At 43.8% G+C, this 12,404-nt stretch carries 13 protein-coding genes; 8 read left to right on the top strand and 5 right to left on the bottom strand.

All coding sequences use genetic code 11. From position 1 onward, the window contains the following. Nucleotides 1-2: 2 nt before the first annotated feature. Together FRZ06_13680 and speB are read right to left on the bottom strand one after the other, a co-directional pair. Complete coding sequence (locus tag FRZ06_13680; protein ID QOX64317.1) at nucleotides 3-215, bottom strand: hypothetical protein; 213 nt, start codon at nucleotides 213-215, stop codon at nucleotides 3-5. Between the two features lie 25 nt (nucleotides 216-240). Beyond that, nucleotides 241-1,128 carry an agmatinase gene (gene speB, locus FRZ06_13675; protein ID QOX64316.1) on the bottom strand — a complete coding sequence of 296 codons (888 nt, stop codon included), beginning with the start codon at nucleotides 1,126-1,128 and terminating at the stop codon, nucleotides 241-243. Between the two features lie 215 nt (nucleotides 1,129-1,343). On the opposite strand from speB, the gene FRZ06_13670 reads away from it, so the two are divergent. Together FRZ06_13670 and FRZ06_13665 are read left to right on the top strand one after the other, a co-directional pair. Then, complete coding sequence (locus FRZ06_13670; protein QOX64315.1) at nucleotides 1,344-2,141, top strand: helix-turn-helix transcriptional regulator; 798 nt, start codon at nucleotides 1,344-1,346, stop codon at nucleotides 2,139-2,141. Between the two features lie 178 nt (nucleotides 2,142-2,319). Continuing rightward, nucleotides 2,320-3,042: a hypothetical protein gene (locus tag FRZ06_13665; GenBank protein QOX64314.1), complete on the top strand. Its 723-nt coding sequence runs from the start codon at nucleotides 2,320-2,322 to the stop codon at nucleotides 3,040-3,042. 108 nt (nucleotides 3,043-3,150) lie between these two features. Here the strand turns inward: FRZ06_13665 and FRZ06_13660 are convergent, their stop codons facing one another. Continuing rightward, nucleotides 3,151-4,416, bottom strand: coding sequence for an acyl-CoA thioesterase (locus FRZ06_13660; GenBank protein QOX64313.1), 1,266 nt, complete (start codon nucleotides 4,414-4,416; stop codon nucleotides 3,151-3,153). Between the two features lie 2 nt (nucleotides 4,417-4,418). After that, nucleotides 4,419-4,982, bottom strand: coding sequence for a winged helix-turn-helix transcriptional regulator (locus FRZ06_13655; protein QOX64312.1), 564 nt, complete (start codon nucleotides 4,980-4,982; stop codon nucleotides 4,419-4,421). A gap of 195 nt (nucleotides 4,983-5,177) precedes the next feature. Between FRZ06_13655 and FRZ06_13650 the strand changes: the two genes are divergently transcribed. Beyond that, entirely contained in the window at nucleotides 5,178-6,251 is a 1,074-nt protein-coding gene (locus FRZ06_13650) for an alpha/beta hydrolase (protein ID QOX64311.1), read from the top strand. Nucleotides 6,252-6,435: 184 nt separating this feature from the next. Here FRZ06_13650 and FRZ06_13645 read toward each other — a convergent pair whose 3' ends face one another. Beyond that, nucleotides 6,436-6,810: a pyridoxamine 5'-phosphate oxidase family protein gene (locus FRZ06_13645; GenBank protein QOX64310.1), complete on the bottom strand. Its 375-nt coding sequence runs from the start codon at nucleotides 6,808-6,810 to the stop codon at nucleotides 6,436-6,438. Nucleotides 6,811-6,997: 187 nt separating this feature from the next. Here FRZ06_13645 and FRZ06_13640 point away from each other — a divergent pair, with 187 nt between their 5' ends. The 5 genes from FRZ06_13640 to FRZ06_13620 all read left to right on the top strand — a co-directional run bounded on the left by FRZ06_13640 (nucleotide 6,998) and on the right by FRZ06_13620 (nucleotide 12,360). Then, nucleotides 6,998-7,501, top strand: coding sequence for an Rrf2 family transcriptional regulator (locus FRZ06_13640; protein QOX64309.1), 504 nt, complete (start codon nucleotides 6,998-7,000; stop codon nucleotides 7,499-7,501). Nucleotides 7,502-7,579: 78 nt separating this feature from the next. After that, nucleotides 7,580-9,073: an ATP-binding cassette domain-containing protein gene (locus tag FRZ06_13635; GenBank protein ID QOX64308.1), complete on the top strand. Its 1,494-nt coding sequence runs from the start codon at nucleotides 7,580-7,582 to the stop codon at nucleotides 9,071-9,073. Beyond that, entirely contained in the window at nucleotides 9,073-9,864 is a 792-nt protein-coding gene (locus FRZ06_13630) for an ABC transporter permease (GenBank protein ID QOX64307.1), read from the top strand. The genes FRZ06_13635 and FRZ06_13630 overlap by 1 nt, the downstream gene beginning before the upstream one ends. Then, the gene (locus tag FRZ06_13625; protein ID QOX65937.1) at nucleotides 9,864-10,673 is read left to right on the top strand and encodes an ABC transporter permease; all 810 of its coding nucleotides are present in this window, start codon (nucleotides 9,864-9,866) and stop codon (nucleotides 10,671-10,673) included. Before FRZ06_13630 ends, FRZ06_13625 begins: the two co-directional genes overlap by 1 nt. Nucleotides 10,674-10,824: 151 nt before the next feature. Next, complete coding sequence (locus tag FRZ06_13620) at nucleotides 10,825-12,360, top strand: ABC transporter substrate-binding protein (GenBank protein ID QOX65936.1); 1,536 nt, start codon at nucleotides 10,825-10,827, stop codon at nucleotides 12,358-12,360. The last annotated feature ends 44 nt before the right edge of the window (nucleotides 12,361-12,404 follow it).

The following is a 12,404-nucleotide window of genomic DNA, read 5'->3' as shown; positions in this document are numbered from 1 at the left end:
CCCTAAAACAGCTTAATTGCATAATACAGAAGCGGGAGGAGGCCAAGCACAAAGAATGTTATCGCAATCCCGATCCAGTCCGATTTTGGCAGAGGGTTAACGACTTTTCCGTCTCTTTCGATTTCTTCCAGTCTGATCAACAAGTCATTTTCATTTTCGGGGCTCATTTCTGTTTTGCCCGTGAGTTCTTCCCGAATGGACGTTATGCTTTCCATAAATACCTCCGAAATTTCATGTTTTTCATTTTGACAATTTACCAAATACCTCATAAACAATTTTCAGGGCAGCCCAGGAAGTAATATTGTTCACGCTGTCAAGGGGAGGAGAAACTTCTACAAGATCAAGGGCTGCAATCGGAAGATTTGTCATGAGAAACTTAATGATTTCCATAAGCTCTCTTGATGATAATCCACCGGCTTCAGGAGTACCTGTTCCCGGAGCAAAGGCAGGATCCAGAACGTCAATGTCAAGGCTGATGTACAAAGCATCATACCCTTGGAACTTTGTCTTTAGTTTCTCGCAGGCAGCCTGCCAGCCCTCATAGAAAATGTCGTATGCTCTGATTCGAAGAAGCTCGGGGTTTTCCTTGTAAAACACCACTTCCTCGTTTTCGTAGGATCTGATGCCCACCTGGGCCAGATCTGCAGGTTTGATAACATCTTCCACCGCTCGTCGAATCGGGCAGGCGTGCGACCATTTTGAGCCATCATACTCATCGCACAGATCAGGATGGGAGTCAAAGTGAATGATACCGATTCGCTTGCCCTGATAATGCTGTCCGTAAGCTCTGGTCAGCGGGATCGTCACGGAATGGTCTCCTCCAAAGAACAGACAAAATTTACCCATACTGAAAAGAGTCAGTGCTTCTTTTTCTACTTTTGCATAATATTCTTCCCAGTTCAAACTGAAAGGAACGTCACCGTGATCATATACCTTCAGGTGATCAATCACAAACCCCTCTTCTGTCGTTGCGGGAAGATACCTGGATAGGCTTCTGATTTTTTCAGGGGCCAAAGCGGACCCTTTCCCACAGCTTACTGCTCCGTCAAATGGAACGCCCATTACGGTTACGTCCGCGTCTTTGATTTCTTCACAATTTAATTCTCCCCAGGGCTTCAAGTCGACCATTCATACACCTCTTTCCGATTGCCGGCAACGATGCAGGCAAAGAAACAATCTCGTTTTATTAGATATAACTTTCCTTAAATATACTGTTTTTATTTCTGGGTTAAAACAGTATTAAGTGGTATTTATCAGGAATAAAAATACTACTTTAGTGGTAGACAAATACTACCGGACATGATAGGCTTTGCTTATCATACTGGAATTAGGAAGGAAGATTTATGCTATCACAAAGCGAATGGGAAAAGCTCAACGATTTGGTGATTACCATCAACAATATTAGAGACTCGGCTTCCATGAGGACTGCTTTTCTTCAAAAGCTTATGAACCTTATTGATTTTGATTTTTCGGAATTCGACATCGGCATTATCAAGAAGGCATCTGCGCCTCAGTTGGTTGATCCTATCGTAGTGAGTAAATTCAGCAAGAAGTTCGAGGAGGAATTCATATACCAGTATGAGAACGTCTTTGCCCCGATGGATTATGTGAATTGGGTTTTCATGAGCCCGGAGTCACTTGTTTACAGAGAATCCGATCTTCTGAACGAAGAAGTTCGCAAGCAGAGCCCGTTTTACCTAAACTATCTTAAAGTCTATGATTTGGTTTATATTTCGGGAATCGTCCTTGCCTGCCAAGGAAGATTTCACGGAGCCATAAGCCTGTACAAATGCGAACGAAACGGAGATTTTTCAGAACGAGACGTTTATATATTAAAGCAGCTTCAACCGCATTTGCATGCTAGGTTTGAAGCGGATGCGGAAACGATTCGAAAAAACGAAAAGAGTCTTTCCTATATGCTGAAAAATCAATTCAGGCTTACCAACCGGGAAATTGAAATCATGGGTTTGATTTATATGGGCTCGAGTAACGCTGATATTGCCAAGAAGGCAGGAATTGCACTCAATACGGTGAAGAAGCATGGATATAATATATACGAAAAACTGGAGGTGCAGAATAGGACGCAACTAGTAAAATTTATTATTGACAAAAATCTTTCCGGAATTTGGAAAGAAGAATAAGCAAAAAGTAAGAGGGACGGAGTTCTACCGCTATTTCGTAAGTAGGGACAATCGGTTAGAGGAACAAAATATTTGTAAAATAGAAACGATTGATGTCAGAAAATATGATTGGTAAAGTAGTAAAAATAAGGTAAGATGGTACTAGACTACTACGATTTATATTCGGAGGCATAAACCAATGAAAAAAAAATTTGTGTTCGTATTAATCATGATTTTGATCATTGCGCTTACCAGCTGCAAGGGTGCTGGGGATATTGAAGGATCTGGTGGTGCGATACCGCCGGAAGAGATGCTGCCGGTAGGAACCGTCAATGTAGACCTGATGGCAATGGGATTGCAAAGTGCCGAGGATAGCGATCGATTGACAGAATTGATTGATAAACTGCAAATTGGGATTGCAGCAAATCCGGATTGGCTCACGGATTATGTGAAAGAGTATGAGGGCAAAGAGCTGCCGTACCATCCCAATTTTGGATTGAGCCAAGAGGAATATGACGAATATCTGGGATTATCGGATAACATCAAACTATATAAGGCGGCGGATGGGGTTATTTCCATTGAAAAAACCGATGATGAGCAATATACAATCAGCCAAAAGGAAGGGCTAAGGCTCATCGACAATATCACCATCGATCTTTCGAATAATACTGTCTCAACAAATTTTGGAACTTGTAAATATAACGGAGAGATAAAGGCATCGGACCAGCAAATTGCAACGGGAAGATGGAATGGTTATTCCTGGATTCTGGAGGATATGTCGGATGCCAGTAATTATCAATCGATTCAGTTTAATTTGGGACAGATGGAGGATTCGAAAAAGATCATCATGTATTATCAGGTTCGGATGGCAAATGGAGAGAACCGGATCGATGATCTTGAAGTGATTCAATATCCTCTGTAGCTAGATCTGACGTCTCAATCTGCTTCGATGGCAAACACTGTATTCATAAAGCGGGTTTGGTAAGACATTGTATTGATATGACAGCAGATGAAACAGAATGAAAGCCTTCTAACTGTTAAAAAACGCAATGGTTTTCGCCCACGAATCCTTTTGCGCATACGTATTTCCTTTGACTGTTCCGCCTGTTACAAAAACGATTCTAGGGAACAGTTTCATGCTGAGTGTGACACTTAACGGAATCGTATAGGGAAAAGGAAATGGATGACCGGTATCTTCATAAGAGAAAAACTGATAATTATATGGATAATCAAATCGGGTCAATGTATCCATAATTTCATTACAGCCGTCGGCGGCGTTCCAGATGTTATCATTTTTACCGGCAAACAGTAATAAATCCGCCTTTGCATTTTCAATCCTTATTCGGGCAGCTTCTTTGTTTTGCGCGGAAGCTACCGCGGCTTTATAGGTATGCATGTAACCGAACGGTATATTTCTGATGAAGCAATCCAGCATGTTCTTATACAGAATCCGATTCTTTAGCCGGATAAAAGGTAATGGGTGCTTCCCATATGTCCAGGAAGAAACATTTTTATTGTTCAGTCCCTGAAAACAATAGGCATGTGGAGCAAACCCGACCACTTTCTTAATAATAGGGTATTTTGATGCGAGCAGGAGTGCCAGTTCGCCGCCTTTAGAGGTTCCGTGCACATAAATTTCATTTCCTTTTGTGATTGGATTTTGATCCAGCCATTGAAATACTCTTTCGAAGTATTCAATAGGAACTTCCGCAAGTTTTTTCGGTAAGCCCGTCTCATTAAAATATGCTACCGATAGCACATGAAACCCATGGGATGCCAGTTGGGCAGAAATAATGGAAAGAGCGGCCATATTACCATCGGAACCACCCAAGGCTACGATCGTCTTATTGCTGGTGTTTTCCGTATAAAAGAACTCGCCAACAAATCCATCTGTGACCTTCTGGATTTTCACCTCAGGTTTTTTATACAATCGTTCTAATGTGACACAGGCCTGTTTATTACCGTGCTCTGCGGTGATTTCAATAAAAAGACTCTTTTCTGTAGAAATATTTTTTACGATATCTTTTAGCCCTCCCTTAACCATTTTCATTGAGAGAATCAGCCCCATCGCATCCGGAAAATCGTAAGTTCCGAAATCAGGCTTTTGTGTCGATAAGTTTAATGTACCTTGTGCATCAGCGGTAAAACATGCAAAGGACTCAAACTTTGTTTTCTCTGCCCATGGCAATCGCATGTTTGCACGCAGCTTTACCTTACCGAATGGTGGTAATTCGGTAAGGTGAATTTCAATTTCTTCATCAGCAAGTGCTTTTCTAGGTTCTGCATATAATTGCATCTTTAATCCTCTCCTCCCATCTTATTTCTGAGTTCGGCGAACTCTTCAATTGCTCGAATCTGCTCATCTTCAGTGACTTTGAATTTAGTATCGATGTCTTCCTCAAAACCATCAAGTTCTTCACCGTCGAAACAATACAATTTTTTAAGTAAATTCCATAGCGTTTCAAGCTCTGCTTCCGTAAAACCGTGAAATAGGTTTGCGAAAAAGGCAATCCCTTTCTTGCCGCATTCCATCATAACCTCTTTGCCGGGTTCTGTGACTTTAACATTTACAGCTCGCTTATCGAGCATGCTTGGTATTGTCACAGCGTAGCCTTTTTTTTCTATGGCACTGATTAGAACATTTGTATTTTGCTTTGATGTTCCTAATTTTTTTGAGATGTTATTGATCGTTGTTTTATTTTCTGGTAGATGCATAACTGCTAGCAATGCCATAAATTGACGTGAGGTTAAATTCTCAAACTGTTCATCTCCCTTTATCTGAAGCTTATTCGCAATGGAAAAAAGCGTTGCGTATATTTGCTGCATGAGGGAATATTCCTTCATCACTTTTTCGTAATTCATTTTTCCTCCTTTTACAAAGACAGTATATTGTCTATGTAGAGGATATCACTAAGATTTAATAAAGTCAATATATTGTCTAAATGGTTTACAGGCTAATGGGCGTTGTGCTATTGCAAGTGACGAAAAGAATGTGTAAAATAAAGGAAACTAGAGACGGACCGCCTTAATAATGATGAAAGAAGTAGGTAAAGACATATGAGTATCCTGATAGCAGTTTTAATCTTGATTTTGGCCGCATTCCTGATCTTAATTGCGCTGAAGGGCAAAGGAAAACCCATAACTCTGCTGGATCATGACGGAAAACCCTATGAGAATGGGATCTCCACCCGTGAAGGAGTCATAATTGGAGGAAAGAAGCAGTATTTCTTTATCGCAGGCGAAAATAAGAACAACCCTGTTTTGCTGTTTTTGCATGGAGGCCCCGGCTCTCCGGAGGTGGCAATGCATCAGTTTATGCCAGGAGAACGTTTGGAGGAACGATTCACCGTCTGCTATTGGGAGCAGCGTGGGGCGGGACTTAGCTATGGCGCCCGGCTGGAAGCAGACAAAATGACATTGGAACTTATGGTCAGCGATACAATTGAGCTGACCGAGCATCTCATGGAGCGGTTCAATCAAAAACAGATTTACATAATGGGTCATTCCTGGGGAACTTTCCTTGGGACAAAAGTAATCAGTGCGAAGCCGGAATATTATAAGGCCTATTTTGGTATTGGCCAGGTATCGGATCAACTGGAATCGGAAAGAGCAGCTTATGGTTTTCTCTTGCAGCATGCAACCGAAATCAAAGATGAAAAGGCGGTAAGAGATTTAAAGAAGACAGATCCAAATAAAGACGATTTTCCAACAGATGAATATTTGAGAGCGGCCCGTACCAACTATATGAACAAATATGGAGTGGGCATCAAACATATAGAAAACTATAAAATGGCAGAGTTGATTAAAGCGGTTTTCTTATTTGAAGGCTATTCCGCTCTGGATTTTATGAAGTATGGATTGGGAAGTAAGTTCTCCACCGATAAAATGTTTCACATTGTTACCCGTGAAAATCTTATGAGAACGACGAACCAGTTTGAAGTCCCGATTTATATTTTTCACGGGGTGTACGATCTGCAAGTGTCTTATTCACTTGCATTGCAATATTTTGAATTGATGAAAGCTCCTGAAAAAGCATTTTACTCCTTTGAGCATTCGGCGCATTCACCAAACTTCGAGGAAACGAAGCTATTTTTAGAGATTGTTTTTTCATTGCTTGATCGATATAAATAGAAGGAAAGTTAATTAGAAGGAAAGGCAGTAACACAATATAATATGTTTTTTTCTGTTTGGATAAATGAGGCCGAAAACATAAAACAATGCCGGAGCGCTTACTGCTCCGGCATGCGTATTTTCTCCATGAGCGTACAGCAGGGCACCTCTTTGCCGTATCGCTATCCCCCGTTACATCGTCCTGTTACAGCATTTGCTTTGCAGAGAGAGGCGTGATTTCCAGAACCCTTGTTAAAAAGGAGAACTTTTCTTTCATCATATCGAATTCCGCACCGGACTCCAAATACTTAGCGGTTCCCTCCAAGACAAATCCTGTTCCCTGATAATCGTTAAACCCCATGACTTCTCTGCTTCCCAATGTAAGCTTAACCCGATTGTTTTCTTTCACATTTTTCTCTGTTCTTCTCATAGCGTAAGCGGGAATCAAAATTCTTTCATCCGGTGTCACCACAAGATAGGAATTCCAGGTGTTTACAATATGAGGTTCGTCTTTCCCCCAGGATACGATGGATACGACGCCTTCGTTTTTCAGTACTTCATAAAACTTTTCTGTAAGCATGTTGGATTGCCTCCTTAAAACTATTGGATATATCGCAGATAACTATTATCTACATTAAATCTAACATGAAGGGGCTCAAGTGTCAAGGAATAAAATATATTCCAGATAACATTTATCGCTAATATTGACGGACAAGCTAGATTGCAGTACTATGGTGAGAGACTTTCATTTGAAAAGGAGTGATATTTTGCAGTTTTCGATAGGAGTAGAGTACGCATTGCACTGTATGCTGTATATGGTGGATCTTCCAGCGGGTAAATCTGTTGGAATAAAAGATTTGGCAGCATATCAGGGTGTGTCTGAAACCTACCTTTCAAAAGTATATACAAAGCTTAGAAAATCGGGGCTTGTTAAATCAATCCCAGGGGTCAACGGGGGATACGAATTGGCTGGAAAACCGGAGGACATTACGTTCTGGGATATCATTGAAGCCATAGAAGGGGCTTCTCCGCTCTTCCAGTGTGCTGAAATCAGACAGAATGAGCTGCTGCTGGATAAGGACAACCTGCCCGACACCCATACGAAATGCCCTTGTCTGATCAAAGTCGTCATGCTGGAAGCGGAAGACCAGATGAGACAATATCTAAGGAATAAAACCCTTGCATGGCTGCACGGACAAGTGGCAGAGAAGCTTCCTGAGGAGCACAAAAGGGCTACTATGGAATGGTTTCAAAAGGCAGTTGCGAGATAATCTTCGTGCAGATCAATCTTGTCGAAAGACCAAGCCTATCATCAAAATAAATACAGATTCATATCAGAAAGGAATGCAATGGAATCGATTATAGAGCTCAAAAATATCAGAAAATGCTACGACAATGTCGTCGCCGTAAAGGACTTCAGCCTGGATGTAAAAAAGGGCGAATTTGTAACGTTTCTGGGCCCGTCGGGATGCGGGAAAACCACAACACTTCGGATGATTGCCGGATTTGAGCTGCCTACGGAAGGGCAGATCCTGCTGAACGGACGAGATATCAGTGTGATGCCGCCCAATAAGAGGCCCATCAATACCGTGTTTCAGCGGTATGCACTGTTTCCCCATTTGAATATCTTTGAGAATATTGCATTCGGCTTGAAATTAAAGACAAAAGAGGTAACCTATCGGAACAAAGCTGGAGAAACGATGACGCGGAAAGAGAAGCTGTCTGGTGCAGAAATTCGGGAAAAGGTAGAACGGGCATTGGAGGTCGTTGATCTGGAGGGATTTGAAAAGCGCGATGTATCCACGCTTTCCGGCGGGCAGCAGCAAAGAATCGCCATCGCAAGAGCCATTGTGAACGAACCGGAAATTTTGCTGCTGGACGAGCCTCTCGGAGCGCTTGACTTAAAAATGCGTAAAGAAATGCAGCTGGAGCTAAAATCCATGCATGAGCGGCTGGGGATTACCTTTATCTATGTGACCCACGACCAGGAAGAGGCCCTTACCATGTCCGATAAGGTTGTGGTCATGTCAGATGGAATGATCCAACAAATCGGAACGCCGGAAGAGATCTACAATGAGCCCAACACCGTATTTGTTGCAGACTTTATTGGGGAAAGCAATATTTTTAACGGTAAAATGTCCGGCAAAAAGGTGGTCCTGTTCTGCGGTTCGGAGTTTCCATGTCTCGATGACTTCCCTGTAGGGTCCGATGTAGACGTGGTTGTCAGACCGGAGGATATCGGCATGGCGCCAGCTGGTGCAGGACAATTAAATGCAGTGGTTCGTTCGGTTATCTTTAAAGGCATGCATTATGAAATTACTCTGGAATCGGGAGAAAGTGAAATCGTAATGCGGAGTACCAAGCTTGCAGCCATCGGTGAAGTGCTGGGCCTGACCATTGAGCCGGATGGGATTCATGTCATTCCTTCGGACACCAGTGTCAATCGTTACGAAGGCGTTATTACAGCCCTCGACAAGGTGGCCTTCGCAGACGGGGAGTTTGGCTGTGATGTGACAATGCTGTACCCTGGCTCAAGAATAGAACCCAACGGTCTGATGGACAGGGAAGGAAAGAAAATCAACATAATCGGAACACCGGTAAAGGTGAAAGTGCCGGTTGCTTCTGTTACCATGAGCGATGATCTTGAAGAGGGGGATCTGACGGGACATATCATTTCTCTCATTTACAAAGGAGATCATTATCATTATGTAGTGCGTACGAAGAGTGGGGCGGACTTTCACCTCCATGACAAGGATCTTTGGAACGAAGAGGATCATGTAAGCATTTCGGTGCCTGCGGAGCGCATCCAGCTATCTCTGGAAATCATGGAGGAGCAACGCTGATGAACTACCATTTTTCACGAAGGCAGCTTTGCATTCCCTACGCTGCGTTTTTGATCTGCTTTGTCATCGCCCCTCTTTTGGTGATTCTCTATTATGCATTTACCAACGGAGAGGGAAGCTTCACTCTGGGCAATTTGACGGGATTTTTCAGCAGCCCCAATACCGTGGGGACGCTGTTCTACAGCGTACTGATCGCCGTTACAACCACTTGCACCTGCCTGCTCATTGCGTATCCGGCCGCTTACATACTGGCCCGAAGCAAAATGAAGAGAAAAACAATCTTGCTGGCTATATTTATCGTTCCTATGTGGATCAATTTTACCCTGAGAATCGTTGCGCTGAAGGAAGTGCTGACCCTGCTGGAAGGAAATCTGGCGTACCATCCGTTTTTGAACACCATCATCGGGATGACCTACGATTTTCTTCCCTTTATGATCCTTCCCCTGTTTACAACACTGACCAAGATGGACGAAAGCCTTTTGGAGGCGGCGTATGATCTGGGTGCAGGCAAAGCTGCTGCTTTTGTGAAAGTCATATTGCCTCTTTCGGCACCGGGGATCGTAAGTGGGGTGACCATGGTATTCCTGCCGGCCATGACCAATTATGTCATCCTTGATATGCTGTACAACAGTACCTATATCATGGGAAGCCTCATTGGCAGTTATTTTAGTTCTTATGACTGGAACAGCGGTTCCATGATATCCATCATCCTGCTATTGATTATCTTTCTTCTGACCTGGGCAACCAACGGATTCAGAGAAGATGATAACAGAAGGGGGGCCTTGCTGTGATGCGAAAAATTATGGGCGGAGCCTGGCTTGGTCTGGTATTGCTGTTTTTGTACCTGCCGATTTTGATTCTTGCTGTATATAGCTTTACGGACACTCCTACCATTGGTACCTCAGGAGATTTTTCCTTTCGAAATTATAGTAAGCTTTTTACAACCCCTGAGCTGCTTGAGATGATCGCCGGAACCCTGTCACTGGCAATGAAGAGTGCAGTGATTTCAACCATTCTTGGAACTATGGGGGCCATCGGCGCCTTCTATTCCAGAAAAGGGCTTCGAAGCTTTGTTGTCGCATCCAATCAGATTCCAGTGGTCAATGCGGATGTGGTAACGGGATTTTCCATCTGCGTACTGCTGATCGTTGTACTCGGTGTGGATAAGGAAACCTTTATTCCCTTGATTGTTGGTCATGTTGTACTTGCCACGCCCTTTGTCTACCTTTCTGTTGTGCCCAGGCTAAAACAGATGGATCATAATCTGTATGAGGCAGCACTGGATTTGGGTGCAAATGCGGCAACGGCTTTAAGAAAAGTGGTCATTCCCCAGTTGATTCCAGGGATTGTATCAGGCTTCCTGCTGGCGGTAACCCTTTCTCTGGATGATTATTTTATAACAACTTATACGAAGCCTGCAACCTTTGATACCATCAGCACCTATGTGGTAAATGCCACAAAGGGTGCTCAGACTGATATCAAAACAGCGCTATGGGCCTTGTCCACCGTGATTTTTGTGATCATCCTTCTGGCGGTATTGATGGGGAATCTTGCCGGAGGCAGAAAGGATGGTGGCAAGCGTGTTAAAAATGAACGGTAAAACAAGCTTCAAGGCAAAAGAACTTCCAGCCCGTTGGAATCGTCTGTCTGTTGCAGCCCATTGGATTCGCCTGTCCGTTGCAGCACTTTTGAATCAACTGTCTGTTCCAGCACTTGCGATTTTTCTGTCTGTTCTGATTGCAATTTCACCTATGTTGCAGGGCTTGCCGCTTGGAGCTCCCATGAGAGAAAATTTGATAGTGGGACATGCTGCTTTGCCGCAGTGGAATTTTATAGCAGAAGCAAAGAGCCCCAGCGATGTCACGGTATTGAAGGTGGCCAACTGGGAAGAATACATTGACGAGGGCGGCTGGGATGATGAGGAAGCAATCGAGCTGGACAGCGGAACCATCACAAGCAAGGATGGCCTGGTTGCAGATTTCGAAGCTTGGTATTATGAGACTTATGGGAAGCAGGTGAAGGTTGAATATTCCACCTATGGAACCAATGAGGATTTATACAGCCAATTGACTTTGGGGGACACCTTTGACCTTGTATGCCCATCGGAATATATGATGATGAAGCTAATGAAAGAGGATCTGCTGCAGCCTTTGTCAGCCCGCTTTTTTGATCCTTCCGTGGAGTATAATTACTACACCAGAGGCGTATCTCCGTATATTGAAGACATATTTTCCGGCAACGAAATTAACGGAAAACCTTGGGGTGCTTATATGGCAGGATATATGTGGGGGGTCATCGGTATTGTGTACAACCCGGAGGAGGTCAGCGATGAGGAGGCATCCACTTGGTCGATTCTGACCAATCCTGCATTTCGGAAGCAGGTGACCATAAAGGATAGCGCAAGAGAAGCCTACTTTCCGGTTCTGGCAATAATGAATCAAGAACGACTGCTCAGTGATGAATTCAAAAACAGCCCGGATTATCATGAGAAACTGGCAGAGCTGATGAATGACACCAGCCCCGGGACTATGGCCAAGGCAGAGCCGATCCTGCGGGAGATTCGGCAGAATGTCTACTCCTTTGAAACGGAAAGCGGCAAAGCCGATATGGTTACAGGAAAGGTTGTCGCCAATCTGCAGTGGTCCGGCGACGGTGCCTATACACTGGATCAGGCGGAAGCAGATGACTACTACCTGAAGTTCGCCGTTCCCGAGGAATGCACCAATCTCTGGTTTGACGGCTGGGTGATGCTAAAATCGGGCATTAAGGGTGATACTGAGAAGCAGCAGGCCGCAGAAGCGTTTATCAATTTCCTTTCCAGACCGGATAACGTAGTCAGGAATATGTACTATGTAGGCTATACCTCCGTCATCTCCGGTGGGGAGGATTCTCAAATCTTTGATTATGTGGACTATTGCTACGGTGCTGAAGAAGGGGATACGATCCGGTATCCGCTGGGCTACTTTTTCAGCGGAGATGACACCGATGAGGACTATGTAATCACAGCCCCGGCCGATCAGGCGCAGCGCCAGCTGTTTGCTCAGTACCCTCCCCTTGAAGTCTTTGATCGAAGCGCGGTAATGCTTTATTTCCCCGACGATGTGAACGCAGAGCTCAATCAAATGTGGATCAATGTACGGTGCTTCAATTTTGATCAGGTATCTGGTCAGACCTGGCTGAAAGTGATTCTTGTCCTTGGCCTTATTGGCCTAGTGATCGCGGCCCTGCGTTTCCGGCATAGTATCTTCAAAAGACCTGTAAAACGGGGATTTTACAGATCAGATTAAGAAAGTAAAAAAGAGGAGGGAGATTTACATGATAAAAAAATGCA

The organism is Clostridiales bacterium (assembly GCA_015243575.1).
In the GTDB taxonomy this organism is placed as follows: domain Bacteria; phylum Bacillota; class Clostridia; order Peptostreptococcales; family Anaerovoracaceae; genus Anoxybacterium; species Anoxybacterium hadale.
The sequence above is the reverse complement of the archived record's forward strand: the minus strand, read 5'-3'. Positions and strand labels throughout refer to the sequence as shown.